Origin of the sequence: Propionimicrobium sp. BV2F7, from assembly GCF_000510445.1 — a bacterium.
GTDB classification, from domain to species: domain Bacteria; phylum Actinomycetota; class Actinomycetes; order Propionibacteriales; family Propionibacteriaceae; genus Propionimicrobium; species Propionimicrobium lymphophilum.
On the sequence record NZ_AZIS01000003.1, the window covers coordinates 12,967 to 29,688 of the forward strand.

Consider the following 16,722-nt stretch of genomic DNA (forward strand, 5'->3'; position numbering starts at 1 on the left):
ACGTTCACTCGGAGATCAAATGGGTGTACTCGAAATCTATGGTTGGGCCGTCGCAATCATAGGTGCGGGGTTTAGTGCGCCTCAGCTGCTGAAGGTCGTGCGCGCTAAGAGCGTGGCTGGCCTCTCGCTGGTTGCCTGGCAGCTCGCTGTCGGTTGCTCTATAGCCTGGGTAACCCACGCAGTCCTTGCCGCATCGGCCAACATTGCGATCAATTCTTTGCTGATCGGTCTTTGCAATGCGGCAATCCTCTTCTTCATCAAGAGCAAGCGCAGCCTAGGCATTATGCGTGTGATGCTGGTTTCTCTAGCTTTGTCATCTATCCTCATCGCGGTAGACGTCTTGCTCGGGCCGCTTGCTTTCGGACTGGCGGTGATGATTCCGCAGTCGGTCAGTCTGTTGGCGATGATTTACTCGATCGTCGCCGAGCACAGCCTTCGCGGCGTTTCGCCTGGGTACTTAATATTCGGCAGCCTGATCCAGTCGGCATGGCTTGGCTGGGCTGTCATGGCTCGCGATTCCGCAGTTACTTTTAGTTCGGGCAGCCAACTCGTCCTCCTAGCCACGGCTTTGTCTTGCTATGTGGCGAGAATGTTCGGCTGGCAGCCTGAAAGGTTCAAGATCGTCGTGGTTAGCGTCGCCAACACAGCCAGGATGGTTGCGGTCAAGATCGACGAGGCAACCGAGGCCATTACGGCAATAAACCCAGGCGAACGCACAATGAGCATGTTGGCAGTTCATTCGCCAGAAGAGGGCGAAGAAGAGCCAGTCCCTAAGCCTGTGAAGCAGCGTCAACCGAAGTTCGTCGTCCACGCCCCAGAGGATTATTCCTCAGAGACGACGCAGATTCCCGCGATTCACTAGCGGGTCTGTTTGGCCCTGTCTTTAGTGGTCTTCACCACGTGAATTCTGCGCTCCCGAAGCATCTTGTGTTCCGCGGTTACAGGATGATCCAGAGCCGGGAGTTCGTGGCCTAGAGCTTTCTCTAGCAGGTAGTCCGCAAATCGCGGGTTGCGTGGAAGAATCGGCCCATGCGGGTAGACGCCGATTACTCGCCCTTGCTGTGCGCCATCGAATCCGTCGCCGTTACCAATGCCAATCTCGACTTTGGCGACGGGTTCGGCGTCTGAGCCGAGACTCGTGTAGCCAGCGTGGTTCTCGAAGCCAGTGATCAGGTGGGAAGCGCCATCGGGCGCCTGCCAGCTCGTCAGAATCTCTCCGACTGCCCGCTGCGGGCCCCTGCGGGTCTCCACGTCCAGCAAGCCCAGCCCTTTTTTGACTTCGTCGCGGCCTCCGACAGTATAAGTCTTTCCGCAAATCTGATAACCGGCGCAGACCGCAAAAAGGATGCCGCCAGCGTCTAGCGCGCGGAATATGCCACCATCTGCTTTAAGCTCTGCGACCGCAGCAGATTGTGCCCGGTCCTCGCCGCCGCCAAGCAGATAAATCAATCCGTCCGTGGGCACTTCCTGACCAGGTTCAACCACGACCAGCTCGGCGTCTATGCTTCTCCACTGCAGGCGCTTGGTCAGAACCTGCGCGTTGCCTTGGTCGCCGTAAATGCCCAGCAGGGATTGGTAAACAACTACGATTTTGTGGCTCATGAAACATCAACTCCGCCCAGGTGGCATAGCTGTAGGAAAGCAGAATAGGTGGCTAACACGTCTACCGTGGTCTCGAAAGGACCCTCTAGCGCATCTTTGGCTCCCGGAATTATTTCGTGGTCTATCTCGGCGTAGCTGAGACGCACAGCCAGGTCTGCGCAGCGTGGGCCGGAGACTATCACGCGCTTTCCGCGTAGCGGCTCGAAATCTACGTCCCATAGCCAGCTGACGTCAGCGCCGTCCGCGATCGCCGAATCGATGACCAAAATGACTGGATCGGATTTCATGATGAGCATGTTTTCCGCCCATGCCGCAGGGTTCTTCGCTAGGGCCAGCCTTGCCTTAGTGGTGTGGGTCTCGTAATCGAAGGCGCCGACTGAGAACCTACCGGCAGGAGAGACCACCTTGGTCATCTCGCGGCTGGCATCTGCTAAATCGACGCCGAATATGCTGCAGGATGCCAGCGCGCAGGCCGCGTTACCACGATTGAAACGGCCCGGAACCGAAAGATTTAGCTCAACGCTTCGACCATCTTTGAAAATCACGTTTTCGCCGTCGACAATAACGTCTGCCTCAGGCTGGCTGAGCCCGCATTCTGGGCAAGCCCAGCGGTTAGGTTTACCCTCGGCGACTTTCATGTACTCGAGAATCGAACCGCATTCGGGGCACAGCGTCGAGTCGGTCTCCCAGCTCAACCCCATGTCAACCCAAACTTGTTTTGGTGCCGCCTTGGCAGACCAAACGACTAGAGGGTCGTGGACGTTGGCGATAACTATGGGGGAGTCTTCTCCGAGTTCGATCAGCTTGTCGCGCCAGCGCTTACCGATCGAGTTGATCTCGTGGTGGCGGTCTAGCTGGTCGCGGCTGATGTTCAGCATCACGAGGGTTTCGACGTTCTTGGATTCCAGAACGTACGGCACCACCTGTTCGTCTACCTCCAAGACGGCGATCGGGGCTTTCGAGTTTTGCGAAAGCGCGGAGACGATTCCGTGTTTAAGGTTCGCGCCATCCGAGTTGGTCGCGACGTTTGGAAACTTCGCGCGCATTGCTGCAGCAAGAAGGTGCGTCGTTGTCGTTTTGCCGTTGGTGCCAGTGACGACGGCAATACGCTTGTCTTTGAGTAGGTCGTCGAAAAGGTTCGGGGCGATTTTGCTTAATACAGCGCCTCGGATACTCGCTCCTGTGCCTCTGCCGGTTGCCTTCGAAGCCCAGGCGGCCAGATCTCCGGCAGCGAAGGCAATTTTTCGACGTGCCTTGTTAAAGCAGTTTTGCAATGCACTCACCCGATAATTATCGCACGTCAAACCAGTAATTGATCAAACGTCAAGTGGGGGGGGAAGCAAGAGAGATATGCGTGGGGTGAGTGACGGGAATCGAACCCGCGACAACCTGGACCACAACCAGGTGCTCTACCAACTGAGCTACACCCACCATGTCCACACATCAGCGGCCATGGCGCCGATCGTTCAATACGTCTGGCGCATCAGGCAACTCGTATAGAGTAGCCCGGTTTTTCGTTTTTGAAAAATCGCCGCGAAGTATTTCTCAAAAACCGGTGATTTCGCCCTGGTGCTTAGCGGCGATTTCCCTAGCCGCCTCGGTGTTGGGGCCTTTGCCTTCGACGAAAACCGCGTCTCGGTAGTAGCGCAATTCTTCAATGGATTCCTGGATATCCGCTAGGGCGCGGTGGTTACCATTCTTGGCAGGTGAGGTGTAGTAGGCCTTCGGGAACCAGCGCTTAGCCAGCTCTTTGATCGTGCTTACGTCAATGTTGCGGTAGTGCAAGTAGCCCTCAAGTTCGGGCATGTCGCGGGCCAGGAAGTTCCTGTCGTTGCCCACGGAATTACCCCCGAGTTGAGCCTTGCCGGCAGCCGGCACGAATTTTTTGATGTACTCGAGCGCCTGCTGTTCCGCCTCCTGCATGGTTAGGGTGGCGGTTTTCAAGTCTTCAAGGAGCCCGGATTTTACGTGCATATCGTGAACAAAGTCGTTCATCGAGTCGAGCTTTTCCTGATCGGTCTTGATGACCAGATCGATGCCTTTGTCGTCTAGAACGTTAAGTTGGCCATCTGTAACCAAGATCGCCACCTCAATTAAGGCGTCGTCTTTCAGGCTGAGGCCGGTCATTTCGCAATCGATCCAAACAATATTTTCACTCACGATCCCTACACTACTCCCGAAAAAAGCGCACGCTGTGGTGGCCAGCGCTGGCAAAAAACTCTTCTGGCTATTACCATCGACTTGTTGCCTGGCCCGGTAGCTCAGAGGATAGAGCAGCAGCCTTCTAATCTGTCGCGCGTGGGTTCGACTCCCACCCGGGCCGCCATTAATCTTTCTTTTCTCTCGCCCGCTAGTGTTGGGATTGTGACTGACGCAGAGATTTGGCGCCCATCTAAGAAGCCAAAGAAGACGGTTAGAACCATTGGGGCTGGTGCAGCTGAATCCGTCATGTCCGCGTCGCGTGCAGGAGTGCTTGATCTGAGCCCCGCAGCGCAAGCTAGGCGAGTGCGAAACGGTTTGCCGCTTGCCGAAAAACCCGGTCTAAAACGTTGGCAGCGCATAGTCCGAAACCATTACTTGTGGTTTGTTATCGCGCTGAGCATTTTTTACTTCGTTTCGCTCTTCGTCACATACCGAAGCATGGGCTCGAACCTGATCTCTGAGATCTCTAGGGTGACGTCGGAGGCAGGCTCTCCCGTCGTGATCACCTGGTCGGGCATTAACGAGGCGCTGCTACTCGTTACCGGTAAAGCGGTGCCGACCGCAATTTGTTTCCTGGTTGCATTCATCCTGCTAGACCGAATCCGCCCGACCCCATGGGCAATGAAATGGGTGGCGTTCGGTTGGGGAGCCAGCGTCTCCGTATCCATCTCCTCGATAGTCAACACATGGGCCGGCGCGCTGATGAATGCCCAGGGTCCAGTGGACCCTTCTCAGGGCGCTCGTGCCGCCATCTATTCGGCGCCGTTTGTCGAAGAGGCCGCGAAGCTGACGATCGTTTTTTGGCTAGCCATATTTCTGCGCAGGAGGCTAGTCGCGGTTCACCAACTGGTGACGATGGCCGGGCTATCCGCGCTCGGTTTCGCCTTCGTGGAAAATATCGTTTACTACCTGCGCTCGTACATGTTCGCTGCCAACATCTCCGGCGAGGATCCGCTGAAAGAACTAAACACTCTTGTGTTGATGCGCGGCGTTGCGACTGCATTCGGCCACCCGCTTTTCACATCGATTGCCGCCTTGGGGTTTGTGGTTGGACTGGTTAACAGATCCAAACTCGTGCGCTTTTTGGCGCCTGTCGCGGGCTACCTTGTTGCGGTGCTTGGGCACATGATGTTCAACGGTCTGATGTCGGTCGGGTTTTCCGCCAAGGTCGCGTCGATTTGCGGTTGGGTGGGCGTGCTCGCGTTAGTCATCTATCTTTGCACAAGGTACGTTCACCAGACCCGAAACATCAGGAGCCGTCTCGAGGACTTCGTCAAGATGGGGTGGCTTAGCCAAAACGATCCTAGAGTCTACTCGAGCTTCTTTGGCAGAATGAAAATCTCCATCGTCGCCGTGCTGAGCGGGCCCAAAGTCTGCGCTGCGACTTGGCGGCTAATGCGCTCCATAACTGAACTTGCCTATTTGCGCGATGCGGAGACCAGGGGACTGGTTGATGCCTGGTCGTTGGAGAGGCAGCGCGACCTTATTCTCATCGTCGAAAAATACCGTCCGAAGGCGATCACCGATTACCGCGCTCTGCCTTGGATCCCCGAAAACATTCGGGGTTTTTTCCGTCGCCTGATTTCGCAAATCAAGGCTCGAATCGCCACGCTTTCGCCAAACAGGCAGGGCTCAAAAAAGATTCAGGAGTGGCGAACTCCCGATCCGAGTCAAAGAGTAGGTGTCTAACTTTTAGACACGTCGGTTTGCCCTGGCATAATTGAATACAAGACTTCTATTTACAGACAAAGGAATCGTTCGTAGTGGCTGAGTTCATTTACACCATGCACAACGTCCGAAAGACGGTCGGTGAAAAACTGATCCTCGATGACGTTACGCTGTCTTTCTTTCCCGACGCCAAGATCGGTGTCGTTGGCCCTAACGGAGCTGGCAAGTCGACTCTTCTGAAGGTCATGGCGGGCATCGAGCCGATTAACAACGGCGACGCGAACCTTGCAAAGGGCTCAACTGTCGGAATCCTGCTTCAGGAACCTCCGCTGACCCCTGGCAAGACTGTCCTTGAAAATGTTCAGGAGGGTGTCGCTGAGACCAAGGGCATGCTTGACCGATTCAATGAGGTCAGCGCCGAGATGGCCGATCCCGATGCCGATTTTGACGCTCTTATGGCCGAGATGGGCGAGTTACAGACACAGCTCGACGCTCGCAACGCTTGGGACCTCGATTCGCAGCTCGCGCAGGCCATGGATGCTCTCCGCTGTCCTCCCGCCGATACCATCGTCGACGTGCTTTCCGGTGGCGAACGCCGCCGTGTTGCGCTGTGCAAGCTGCTGCTGGAGCAGCCGGATCTGCTGCTGCTTGACGAGCCCACTAACCACCTCGACGCCGAGTCTGTGGCCTGGCTCGAGGGTCACCTGAAGACATATCCGGGCGCGGTCTTGTGCGTAACCCACGACCGATACTTCCTGGATAACGTGGTTAACTGGATCTGCGAGGTCGACCGTGGCCGCTTGTACCCGTACGAAGGTAACTACTCGACCTATCTGGATACTAAGAAGAAGCGCCTCAAGATTGAGGGCCAGAAGGACGCCAAGCGGGCAAAGATTTTGGAACGCGAGCTTGAGTGGGTGCGGTCTTCGCCGAAGGCTCGACAGGCGAAGAACCGTGCGCGTCTGGCTCGCTACGAAGAGCTGGCAGCGGAGGCCGAACGCTTCCGTAAGATCGACACCAGCGAGATCAACATACCCGCCGGTCCGAGGCTAGGAAACGTCGTTCTGGAGGCTAACGATCTGGTCAAGGGATTCGGCGATCGCTTGCTCTTCAATGGCCTTAGCTTCGACCTGCCCCGCGCGGGCATCGTTGGCGTCATCGGTCCCAATGGCGTCGGTAAGTCGACCTTATTTAAGATGATCGTCGGCGACGAGCAGCCCGATTCAGGCTCGCTGCGTGTCGGCGAAACCGTCGACATCAGTTACGTCGACCAGGGACGCGCAGGCATCGACCCGTCGAAGACGGTTTGGGAAGTCGTATCCGACGGTCTCGACTACCTGAAGGTCGGCAACTTCGAAATGGCTTCTCGCGCATATGTCGCCTCCTTCGGTTTCAAGGGCCCCGATCAGCAGAAGCCTGCCGGCGTGCTATCGGGCGGTGAGCGCAACAGGCTGAACCTGGCGCTTACGCTGAAGCAGGGCGGAAACCTGTTGCTGCTTGACGAGCCGACTAACGACCTAGACGTCGAGACGCTTTCTAGCCTCGAGGATGCTCTTCTGCAGTTCCCGGGCTGTGGCGTGGTCATCTCCCACGACCGCTGGTTCCTCGACCGCGTGGCCACCCACATTCTCGCCTGGGAAGGCGACGGTGAGGACGGCAACGATCCGAAGTGGTTCTGGTTCGAGGGCAACTTCGACGACTACGAGAAGAACAAGGTTGAGCGTCTGGGCGAGGAGGCCGCTCGTCCGCACGCCTCCCGTCACCGTAGGCTGACTCGCGACTAAATTTTTCGGGCGCACGAGTTTCTCGGCTTCGACCTGAATTGGTCGTAGAGCTAAGATTTTCGTGCGCCCGTTTGTTTGCTAGTTTTCGTTCTTTTTGCTTCTTTTATGTCTTGTATGCGAAGAACTCAAAAAGTGTGAGCCCGGTGGAAAATCTCTTTAGCTTTGCCTGCCCACAAGACATTTGGGCCTGATTTTTATTGTGTTAAAAATGATAGAAGCAGTTTATTGATTCGGGGTAAGGTTAAATTCGGATTTTTAAGTTAGGAATTAGATGACTGCAGTGGTCAACGCTCCGATGCGACTGGTCGATAGGTTTGGCCGTGTCGCTCGAGATCTGCGGGTCTCTGTGACCGATCGCTGCAATTTGCGCTGCGCCTACTGCATGCCCGCCGAGGGCGTTTCGTTTAGGCCCAAAAATGAAATTCTGACTTCTTCTGAATTAATTAGGTTAATTAAAATAGCCGTCGAAATTTTAGGTATAGAAAAGATTTGTTTTACCGGCGGCGAACCTTTATTGAGAAAAGATCTCGAAGAAATTATCGCAGAAGCGGCTAATCTGCGAAAAAAAGATGATGAAAAGCTAGAGATCTCGATGACCACTAACGGGTTAGGTTTGGCCCACCGAGCGAAGAAGCTCGCAGAGGCTGGTCTGCAACGGGTAAATATCTCGTTGGACGCCGCGAATTCTCACGATTACAAGATACTGACTAGGCGAGATCGTTTTGCCGACGCTATAGCGGGTGCGCAAGCTGCTCACGACGCTGGCCTTAGCCCAATCAAACTGAATGCAGTTTTGCTTCCTGGTTTCAATGATCATCAGGCGCCGGATCTAGTCAAGCTTGCGTTGAAGAACGGTTACACGCTTCGATTCATCGAATTCATGCCGCTAGGCACCGCGTGGGAACGTCAAAAGATGATCACGTGTGAGGATATATTGAGTAAACTTCGCGAAGAATTCACTTTGAAAATGCGTCCAGAATCAGAGCGTGGATCTTCGCCAGCGAAATATTGGGACGTTGCCGCAGGCGACGAGCATCCGGCGGGGAAGATCGGCATCATCGCTTCGGTCAGCAGGCCGTTCTGCGGAGACTGCGATCGCACGAGGCTCACCGCGGACGGCCAAATTCGATCTTGTCTTTTTGCGCGAAGCGAGACCGATCTGCGTGGATTGCTCCGTAGCGGTGCTAGCGACGCAGATATAGCCGGTGCTTGGGCAGAAAATATGTGGAGCAAACAGCCTGGGCACGGAATTGACGATCCATCATTCTTGAAGCCAAAGCGAAACATGAGCGCCATCGGGGGATAGGAGACAATCGAATGGAACTTAGCGTCAGCTATTTCGCCGCCGCGGCCGATTTCGCTGGGACGAGAAGCGAGGTTATCTCGATCCCCGATAGCTGCTCCGTGGCTACCCTCAGGAATTTATTGGAAGAAGGTAAGCCTGAGCAGTTCGGCAAGCTGATTCGAGTCTGCGCTCTGATGCTAAACGGCCAACAGCTGCACGATGGCGACGAGGTGTCAGGTGGATCGCTAGACGTCCTCCCACCCTTCGCCGGTGGCTAGGGCACGTCTTCGCCGGTACTACGCGCTGCCTTTCCACTCTGTCGAGCCGTCGCTGAAACTCTGCTTCTTCCAGACTGGTAGCTCCTGCTTCACACGCTCAACCAGCCTCTCCAGAAGAGAAAATGCCTCTTTGCGGTGCGCGGCAGAAACTGCGGCTGCGAAGGCCACGTCGCCGATTTCGAGTTTCCCTGTGCGATGAAAAACCGCGATTTTTATCGCTCCGCTTCCTGCTGCCAGCTCGTTGGCGATCTTGGAAACCACCTGAGTGGCGTTGGGGTGGGCTTCGTACTCGATACCATCGACGGATTTCCCATCGTCGTGGTTTCGGACCCTGCCATCAAAAATCGCCGTGGCGCCTGCACGCTCGTCTCGTACGCTTCGCGCCAGGGCCTCGACGTCGATCTTATTTTCGACCACTGCGGCGCTGACCACCTCGGCGTCTGCGTGCTCAAGGTTAGCGGTGTTCTGAATTAATCTGGTGGCTAGTGCATGCGGATTATGGTCGCCGTCTAATAATTGATCTCCGATGTGCGCCAGAATCGGGCTCACCGCTTTAATGGCGTCGCGAACCCCGCCTGGTGAACCGGGTGCGTTTACCACGAATGCTCTTTTGCCAGCGTGCTCAACCACCCCAGCCAAGCCCCTCGAAAGTGCAGCGGTAGCGACCTTTGGATTGTTGCGAATAGCCGCCTCGACACCCTCAGCGCGCTTAGAGATGAGCGAAGCTGTTGCTTCTGGGGTGACGTCTCGGCTGGTTAAGCCCGTTCCGCCGCTGGTGAATACAAACTCGGCTCCCTCATCGATTGCTCGCAGAAGCGCAGATTGAATCGCGTTTATGTCGTCCTCGACGATCGTCACGGGGGCTACTTCTCCTGCCTGCGCAAGCAGCTTTGCAGCAAGCGGGCCGGATGCGTCCTCGCTGAGCCCCCGAGCGCAGCGGTCTGAGATGGTGATCACAGCTATCGAAACCATGAACGCCATACTACGTTGCGGCTATCCTTAAACACGACCCAAAGGAGTGCTTATGAAGGATATAGAAAAACACTACGGCGACGTCCTCGCGTTGGGACAGGCGCTGCCTGCGGAGAAAGTGCCGGTTTTCGATGCGCTCGGTAGAGTCCTCGCCGAAGACGTGAGCACTCGGTTTGCTGTTCCGCCTTTCACAAACTCCGCGATGGACGGTTTCGCCGTTCGGGCTAGCGACGTGGCTAACAGCTTGAGTATGGAAGTGACGGGGGACATCCCCGCTGGGTCTACTAAAGTACCCGATCTGCCAGCGGGAACTGCCATGCGAATCATGACAGGTGCACCCATACCAAAGGGAGCCGACAGCGTCATACAAGTCGAGCACACCGAAAAATCAGACGAAAACATGCGTCACGAGGCGCCTTCTTTTGTGACCTTCACTCAGACGGTTCGGCCTGGATCTAACGTCAGAAAGCGTGGTGAAGACGTGCCGGCGGGGCAACCGCTGATTCCGGCTGGTACACGTCTTGGTCCAGGCCATCTTTCTGCGCTCGTCTCCGTCGGGTATGGAGAGGTTTCGGTCGTCAGGCGCCCGGTCATTGGCATCGTCACCACAGGAGAAGAACTTCGTGACGCAGGAGATGATCTGGCGCCTGGTCAGATACCCGATTCAAACATCGTTTCACTGAACGCGCTGGTCACCCAGGCAGGTGGTATCGCTAAGCCGCTTGCCTACCACGGCGACGACCCGGAAGGCTTCGAAAAGCAGCTGCGTGTACTAATCGATCACGTCGATATGATCGTGACGGCCGGCGGGGTCTCGATGGGCGCTTTCGACGTGGTTAAAGAAAGCCTCGGAGAAATCGAATTTTGCAAAGTAAAAATGCAGCCAGGCAAGCCTCAGGGATTTGGAAAGCTGAAAGGCAAGCCAGTCATTTGTCTGCCGGGCAACCCGGTTAGCGTGCTCGTCTCCTGGTATCTTTTTGGCAAGCCACTGGTGGACAAGATCGAAGGGGTGACGCCTCGCCCGTTCACTGAACTATTCGAACCCCGAACTGTTGGGGCAGGATGGGCGCGCAAGCCTGGCAGGGTGCAGCTGATGCCGATCATCGCTAAAGACGGTAAGGTGCTGCCCGCTAGCCACGGTGGGTCGAAGTCGCATTTCGTTGCGTCCACGTTCGGGGCAACCGGTATAGCGATGGTTCCAGCAGAAGTTGCTCAGATCAACGCAGGCGAAGAAATACCTGTTCTGTGGTTCGGAGGAAATTAATGAGATTTACCCATTTGAACGATGCCGGTGACGCCAGGATGGTCGATGTCACCGCAAAGCAACCCACCGTTAGGGAGGCCACGGCTGTCGCTTCTGTGACTTGTTCCCGGGAGGTCATGACTGCCTTGCGCGACGGCACCGTTCCCAAGGGTGACGTGCTTGCCGTAGCTCGCGTGGCAGGTATCGCCGCTACGAAAAAGGTTCCAGAGCTGCTGCCGCTAGCGCACGTCATAGGAATTCACGGTGCGCAGGTGGATCTAGAACTGCTCGACGATCGAGTTTGGATTTCCGCCACCGTCCGAACTGCCGATCGAACTGGTGTTGAGATGGAGGCACTAACCGCGGTCACGGTGGCGGCTCTAGCTGTGGTGGACATGGTTAAGGGCGTGGATCGCTCCGCAGCTATAACGGATTGCAAGATAACTCACAAATCCGGCGGCCGATCTGGCGATTGGAGCCGTCCGGAATAAAAAATCGAGGCTGGCAATTCCAGCCCCGATTTTTAGGAAAGTTCGCCACAGATTGGCTTTTCTAGCCACTGTCTAACCTGCTCGCTATTCATTCCTTGCGAGAGTAGGAAGATCAGCTTGGCGTAGGTCGCCTCGAGCGTCATATCGGCTGAACCAACACATCCCGCGCGGGCAAGCACTCGACCTGCCTCGTAGGTGCTCAAGGCCACGTCGGCCAGTTGGCACTGTGAAGAAATGACCACAGGCACACCTGAGGCAACCGTTTCGGCTAATACGTCGACGAAACCCGGCTCGACGGAGGGACAGTTGCCCATGCCGTACGCCCTAATGATGACCGCCTCCGGAGCGGGCGCCAACAGCGCGCGTAACCGCTGGGCGGTGATGCCAGGAACCAGGTCGATCATCGCGACGTCGTGCTGACGGTACGGAGCTGGTTTACCCCAAGGTAGCGGCTGCGTATCGCGGCTCTGTGAGTGTGCCGCCCAACGCCAGGGTACGCCGGCGATAGCCAACGGATGCGCAAGGGGAGTCTCGAACCCATTGAAACCCCACGAGGAGGTTTTACTGCTTCGGTTACCCGCCAGCAGGTAGTCGCCGAAGTAAAGACAGACGCCTTTGGTCTTAGGCGAGAACGCTGCGGTGATCGCGCCGATCACGTTCTTGCCCGCATCAGAGTCCGCGGCTATCAGCGGCAACTGGGATCCGGTGAGAACAACTGGGGTGTCGTCCCCGGCGCGTGCGAAAGAAAGCGCCGCAGCCGTGTAGCTCATGGTGTCCGTGCCATGCAGGATCACGTAACTATCAGCAGGATTTTCTTCGATCGTGTCGAGGATAGTTTGCCAGTCATGCGGAGTGGCACTCGAGGAGTCGATCAGGTGGTCCAGCGATTTAAGCCGGATTTTGGCCGTGATTTCTGAGCCTTCCATCAACCCGTTCAGCCATTTCGACATTTCCTCGTCGCTAATGCCTGGAACTAGGCCTTTATCAGACGGCACCATCCCGATGGTGCCGCCGGTGTAGATCACCTGAATATCCATTTTTTACTCCGCTTTCTCTTCTTCCCCGTCCTCTTCGAGGATGGAGTCCATCAGATCCAGGGTCGCGCGATGCCGATGGTTGCGAGGCTTATAACGATCTCGAATGCCTCGGTGGGGTAGATGTAGTTGATCAGAACGCCGATAAGACCGAGGACGGGCGGTGCACAGTCAGATCATCTAGAGCACGAGCCATGGTCAGCGCGAATAATCCGCAAAGCGCGTAGGAGACTGCTAGTGCCGGACCACCTTGAGCTAGTCGTCCGCCAGCACCAAGGAACAAGCCCGTAGCGATGGAGCCGGCGCTGGTGATCATCTGGATGTGTCGGTTCCTTAGAGCCTTGTTGTAGCCAACATCGGACTTATCCTGGTTAAGTACCTTCTATGAGCTAGCCATACCGAACCTGCCTGTAAATCCATGTGGACTAATGAAAACGTGTTCAATAGAAGACCACTGTTATCAATTTGCTAGCAAAACTATAATCTGTGAATTATCTGAGAGCGAGAAGAGGGGGATGAAATTTACCCTCTTGGAATCCTTTGAGAAAATTCGTTTTGGGTGAGTTATTCAGGTTCCTGACTTGGTCAAAGATTATCTGGCGCCAGAGATTAAAAATTCCCCTTTCAAACGATTCATCGCTCGAAAGGGGAATTGAAGGAGGGCTAGCGGCCTTCCATGATCACCTTGATTTCGTCGGGGTTGATGCCAACCATGGCCTCGCCCAGATCCTTTGAAACCTCGGCGATCAGTTCGGAGTTGGTTGGGTTTTCTGCCGCTTTGACGATCGCTTCGGCGCGTTTCTTCGGGTTGCCGGAAGCGAAGATGCCCGAACCAACGAAAACGCCCTCAGCTCCGAGCTGACGCATCAACGCAGCGTCTGCAGGAGTCGCTACACCGCCTGCGGAGAAGTTAGGCACCGGGAGCTTTCCGTTGTCTCTAACGTAGCGAAGCAGCTCCACGGGAACGGCCAACTCTTTGGCCTCGTTAAACAGAGCGTCTTCGCGTAGGGAGCCGATGCGGGCGATCTCCTCGTTTATCGTGCGCATGTGGCGAACGGCCTGAACCACGTCGCCAGTTCCTGCTTCGCCCTTAGTGCGAATCATCGCAGCACCTTCAGCGATTCGGCGCAGGGCCTCGCCAAGGTTGCGGGCTCCACACACGAATGGGGTGGAGAACTTGGTCTTGTCGATGTGGTAGACGTCATCAGCGGGGGAGAGCACCTCAGACTCGTCGATGAAATCGATGCCGATTGCCTCGAGGATTTGAGCTTCTACGAAGTGGCCTATGCGGGCTTTAGCCATAACCGGAATGTCGACTGCCTTCTGAATCGTGGAAATCATGCCGGGGTCAGACATCCTCGAAACGCCGCCGGCCGCGCGAATGTCTGCGGGGATCCGCTCCAATGCCATGACTGCTTTAGCGCCTGCTCCCTGAGCAATTTCCGCCTGCTCGGGGGTGGTGACGTCCATGATGACGCCTCCACGGAATTGATATGCGGGGTTATTGGAAGGATCGAACCAGCGTGTCACTTTTACTCCTTGAAAATTTGGGTTTGCACAAACCGTATCGCGAGTTAGCCTTATTGGTATGTCCAGATTCGGTAGTTCTTTTAAGGTCAGATTCTGATGTTGACCTATCAACTATCACCAGAATCGGGCGCTCCTCTTTATGAGCAGCTCTATAACGCGATTCGAAGCGACATAGAAGAGGGAGGGCTTATGCCTGGCCAGAAATTACCCTCGAAGCGGTCGTTTGCAAAGAACTTGGGAGTCAGTGTGATCACTGTTGAGGGCGCATTGGATCAGCTGATCGTTGAGGGCTATCTATTTTCGAAGCCTCGCTCCGGGTTTTTCGTTGCCAAAAACATGCGAGCGCCCAAGAAGAAGCTTCCGGTTACGAAGACCAAGGTGATGATGGAAAAGGAAAACTGGCGAATAGATCTGGCTAAGGGCGCTAACAGGCCAGATCTGTTCCCGTTTTCCCGCTGGGCGAAGACCGTTCGCGAGGTAGTCTCTCATGAACCTGAACGCATCTTGCTGGGCAAGCTCCCGCCACAGGGCCTGCCCAGGCTTAGGGAGGCAATAGCTGACTACCTTCGAGGGGGGCGGGGGATGAGCGTCTGCGGTGAGCAGATCATTATTGGTGCGGGCGCACAGTATCTTTATACAACTCTCGTGCAGCTGCTAGGTCGTGATCTTGTATACGCCATCGAGAACCCTGGATATCCGAGGCTTAACAAGATTTATCGCGCCGACGGGGTGATTCCGAAGTTTCTGGAGCTGGATGCAGCGGGCGCTGCAGTGCCCAGCGCTGACGTTGACGTGATTCATGTCAGCCCGTCCCACCAATTTCCGACCGGAGTCGTGATGCCGATTGGTCGTCGCCAGCAACTGCTGAATTGGGCAGGCACTGATAAATACATCATCGAGGATGACTACGACTGGGAATTCAGGTTCTCTGGTATGCCCATTCCGTCGCTGCAATCAATCGACGCGTTTGATCGCGTGATTTACCTGAATACGTTCACTCAATCGTTGGGTTCTGCAGTGCGAATCGCTTATGCCGTTCTTCCGGAAAGCCTAAGCATAAGATTTGCCGAAAAGCTCTCGTTCTTCTCCAATTCCGTTTCCGCACTAGACCAACTTGTTTTAGCCAAGTTCCTCGAGGACGGAAACTTCGAAAGGCACGTATCTCGGCTAAGGGTGGCGTATCGCTCGGTGCGAGACCTGCTGATAGATCAACTTGAGGAATTGGGGATTCCTGTGCTGAACACGAACTCCGGTCTGAGCTTCTTGGCCAAGTTTGAAAACCCCAAGATCGCCAAGATCCTGGCAAAGCAAGGGATCAGATTGCCCTCCTTAGCCTCGTATTCGCTGAGTGACGCATGGGGCCGAGGAAAGCACTGGTATTACCTGTCCTTCGCCTCGCTAACCAACCAATTGGCTCAGGAAGTGTTGGACGCGATTAAAGCCGCAATTAAGAGTTAGCCTCGACAATCTCGTCTATAGCCATGACCAGCGTGTTTGCGGCATGTCGAAATACTTTCGGCTCTAGCAGTAGAGAAAGAGAAACGAATCCGTCGATCAGCAGGTCGAAGAAGTAGCCGGGCTGGACTGTTATCTGATGCTTCTCGATCAACTCCAAGACTAAGTTCTCCTCATCTATGAACGAAGGGAAGCGTAAGAGGACGCTCCAGCCGCCCTCGGGAGACAATATGCTAATCGTACCCGTGCGGCTGAACTCGACTATTTCCTTTAAGGTCTGGAGGTTTCGCCGGGTGCGCTGACCTATCCTTTTCTGCTGTGAGGGGATTTCTGCAAGAAGATTTGGCAATTGCGCAGTAATCAATTGGCTCATCGGCAGGTAAGAATCGGCTATTACGTCCAAGCGTTCCAACGCCTCGTCGACTTGCTCTTTTGGCCCGCTGGTTTGCAGCCAGGCTAGCTTAGCGCCAGGCGCGCCCAAGTTTTTCGAGAGCCCATCTAGGGCGAAAGTAAGTACGGAATCCTCACCGGCAAGCCTTTGCCCGCAACCGTTCAGCTCGTATTCGAAGAACACTTCGTCGGCGATCAGCGCGAGGTGGTATTTCTGGCAAATGCTGATTATCTTGGTTCGTTCGTCTTTGGCCAGGTAAGAGCCCGTCGGGTTGTTTGGGTTAATGGCAATAAGGGCCTTGAGTCTTTCTTGGTTTTCTGCAGCGAGTGTTTCTAACTGGGCCGTGTCGATCCACCATGACCCGTCCCAATGCATCGTGTAGTCAAGCACTTCCGCGCACTCCAGAGCGGCCAGGTCGCTAATGAGTGGGTATCCGGGCCTTGGCGCGAGAACCGCGTCTCCCGGGTCGCAAAGAAGCTTAATCAGCCAGCTGTAACCCTGTGAAGTAGAGCTCAGTAGATGCAGATTATTGGTGTCGACGCTTCGGTTTTGATTGGCTGCAATAAATTCAGCCAATTGGGATCTTGCGGTTAGGCTGCCACGCGGATCGGCGTCGTAGCTTTCCTGTGCAGACTTTGGCTGCAGGCTGTTGTGGGTGGGGTTTGAGTCGCTGAGGTTAAGCAGAGCTACTGTGCGATTTTCACTTGCAATGCTGATCGAATTTGGCTGATTACGAAGAGTGCGGTTTGAAAATCTCACGAATCAAGGCTACCGGCATAGATGCTAC

Annotated in this window: 15 protein-coding genes, 2 tRNA genes and 1 pseudogene; 9 read left to right on the plus strand and 9 right to left on the minus strand. The window is 55.4% G+C overall.

The genetic code is table 11. The features are described 5' to 3' along the window. Positions 1 to 19: 19 nt before the first annotated feature. Positions 20 to 862 carry a PQ-loop domain-containing transporter gene (locus HMPREF1255_RS01085; protein WP_016456392.1) on the plus strand — a complete coding sequence of 281 codons (843 nt, stop codon included), beginning with the start codon at positions 20 to 22 and terminating at the stop codon, positions 860 to 862. On the opposite strand, the gene HMPREF1255_RS01090 is transcribed toward HMPREF1255_RS01085, so the two are convergent. The 4 genes from HMPREF1255_RS01090 to orn all read right to left on the minus strand — a co-directional run bounded on the left by HMPREF1255_RS01090 (position 859) and on the right by orn (position 3,762). Further along, positions 859 to 1,602, minus strand: a complete 744-nt coding sequence (locus HMPREF1255_RS01090) for a type 1 glutamine amidotransferase (RefSeq protein ID WP_016456391.1) — start codon at positions 1,600 to 1,602, stop codon at positions 859 to 861. The two genes, HMPREF1255_RS01085 and HMPREF1255_RS01090, sit on opposite strands and share 4 nt — an antisense overlap. Next, the gene (locus tag HMPREF1255_RS01095; protein ID WP_016456390.1) at positions 1,599 to 2,885 is read right to left on the minus strand and encodes a Mur ligase family protein; all 1,287 of its coding nucleotides are present in this window, start codon (positions 2,883 to 2,885) and stop codon (positions 1,599 to 1,601) included. Before HMPREF1255_RS01095 ends, HMPREF1255_RS01090 begins: the two co-directional genes overlap by 4 nt. Before the next feature lie 72 nt (positions 2,886 to 2,957). Next, positions 2,958 to 3,033, minus strand: a tRNA-His gene (locus HMPREF1255_RS01100). Positions 3,034 to 3,147: 114 nt separating this feature from the next. After that, positions 3,148 to 3,762 carry an oligoribonuclease gene (orn, locus tag HMPREF1255_RS01105; RefSeq protein WP_081717310.1) on the minus strand — a complete coding sequence of 205 codons (615 nt, stop codon included), beginning with the start codon at positions 3,760 to 3,762 and terminating at the stop codon, positions 3,148 to 3,150. A gap of 90 nt (positions 3,763 to 3,852) precedes the next feature. On the opposite strand from orn, the gene HMPREF1255_RS01110 reads away from it, so the two are divergent. The 5 genes from HMPREF1255_RS01110 (at position 3,853) to HMPREF1255_RS01130 (ending at position 8,819) form a co-directional block, all read left to right on the plus strand. After that, positions 3,853 to 3,928, plus strand: a tRNA-Arg gene (locus HMPREF1255_RS01110). A gap of 38 nt (positions 3,929 to 3,966) precedes the next feature. Then, positions 3,967 to 5,493, plus strand: a complete 1,527-nt coding sequence (locus HMPREF1255_RS01115; protein ID WP_024110866.1) for a PrsW family intramembrane metalloprotease — start codon at positions 3,967 to 3,969, stop codon at positions 5,491 to 5,493. Between the two features lie 74 nt (positions 5,494 to 5,567). Further along, a complete protein-coding gene (gene ettA / locus HMPREF1255_RS01120) occupies positions 5,568 to 7,256 on the plus strand; it encodes an energy-dependent translational throttle protein EttA (RefSeq protein WP_024110900.1) in 1,689 nt (562 codons plus the stop codon). A gap of 271 nt (positions 7,257 to 7,527) precedes the next feature. Next, the gene (moaA, locus tag HMPREF1255_RS01125) at positions 7,528 to 8,562 is read left to right on the plus strand and encodes a GTP 3',8-cyclase MoaA (RefSeq protein ID WP_024110939.1); all 1,035 of its coding nucleotides are present in this window, start codon (positions 7,528 to 7,530) and stop codon (positions 8,560 to 8,562) included. 11 nt (positions 8,563 to 8,573) lie between these two features. Next, positions 8,574 to 8,819 carry a MoaD/ThiS family protein gene (locus HMPREF1255_RS01130; protein ID WP_024110631.1) on the plus strand — a complete coding sequence of 82 codons (246 nt, stop codon included), beginning with the start codon at positions 8,574 to 8,576 and terminating at the stop codon, positions 8,817 to 8,819. A gap of 18 nt (positions 8,820 to 8,837) precedes the next feature. Here the strand turns inward: HMPREF1255_RS01130 and HMPREF1255_RS01135 are convergent, their stop codons facing one another. Continuing rightward, the gene (locus HMPREF1255_RS01135) at positions 8,838 to 9,800 is read right to left on the minus strand and encodes a molybdenum cofactor biosynthesis protein MoaE (RefSeq protein ID WP_024110578.1); all 963 of its coding nucleotides are present in this window, start codon (positions 9,798 to 9,800) and stop codon (positions 8,838 to 8,840) included. Positions 9,801 to 9,843: 43 nt separating this feature from the next. Between HMPREF1255_RS01135 and glp the strand changes: the two genes are divergently transcribed. Continuing rightward, positions 9,844 to 11,055 carry a gephyrin-like molybdotransferase Glp gene (glp, locus tag HMPREF1255_RS01140; RefSeq protein WP_016456383.1) on the plus strand — a complete coding sequence of 404 codons (1,212 nt, stop codon included), beginning with the start codon at positions 9,844 to 9,846 and terminating at the stop codon, positions 11,053 to 11,055. Beyond that, a complete protein-coding gene (moaC, locus tag HMPREF1255_RS01145; protein WP_016456382.1) occupies positions 11,055 to 11,525 on the plus strand; it encodes a cyclic pyranopterin monophosphate synthase MoaC in 471 nt (156 codons plus the stop codon). The genes glp and moaC overlap by 1 nt, the downstream gene beginning before the upstream one ends. A gap of 32 nt (positions 11,526 to 11,557) precedes the next feature. Here the strand turns inward: moaC and HMPREF1255_RS01150 are convergent, their stop codons facing one another. The 3 genes and pseudogenes from HMPREF1255_RS01150 to pdxS all read right to left on the minus strand — a co-directional run bounded on the left by HMPREF1255_RS01150 (position 11,558) and on the right by pdxS (position 14,089). After that, the gene (locus tag HMPREF1255_RS01150; RefSeq protein WP_016456381.1) at positions 11,558 to 12,562 is read right to left on the minus strand and encodes an asparaginase; all 1,005 of its coding nucleotides are present in this window, start codon (positions 12,560 to 12,562) and stop codon (positions 11,558 to 11,560) included. Positions 12,563 to 12,710: 148 nt separating this feature from the next. Then, positions 12,711 to 12,926: pseudogene (locus HMPREF1255_RS09550) on the minus strand (L-asparagine permease); the annotation flags it as partial. Positions 12,927 to 13,222: 296 nt separating this feature from the next. Then, positions 13,223 to 14,089, minus strand: a complete 867-nt coding sequence (gene pdxS / locus HMPREF1255_RS01155) for a pyridoxal 5'-phosphate synthase lyase subunit PdxS (RefSeq protein ID WP_016456379.1) — start codon at positions 14,087 to 14,089, stop codon at positions 13,223 to 13,225. Between the two features lie 96 nt (positions 14,090 to 14,185). On the opposite strand from pdxS, the gene HMPREF1255_RS01160 reads away from it, so the two are divergent. Next, on the plus strand, positions 14,186 to 15,547 hold the full coding sequence (locus HMPREF1255_RS01160; protein WP_024110567.1) for a PLP-dependent aminotransferase family protein: 1,362 nt from the start codon (positions 14,186 to 14,188) through the stop codon (positions 15,545 to 15,547). Here HMPREF1255_RS01160 and HMPREF1255_RS01165 read toward each other — a convergent pair. Then, a complete protein-coding gene (locus HMPREF1255_RS01165) occupies positions 15,537 to 16,694 on the minus strand; it encodes a pyridoxal phosphate-dependent aminotransferase (RefSeq protein ID WP_016456377.1) in 1,158 nt (385 codons plus the stop codon). The genes HMPREF1255_RS01160 and HMPREF1255_RS01165 overlap by 11 nt on opposite strands. Positions 16,695 to 16,722 lie beyond the last annotated feature (28 nt).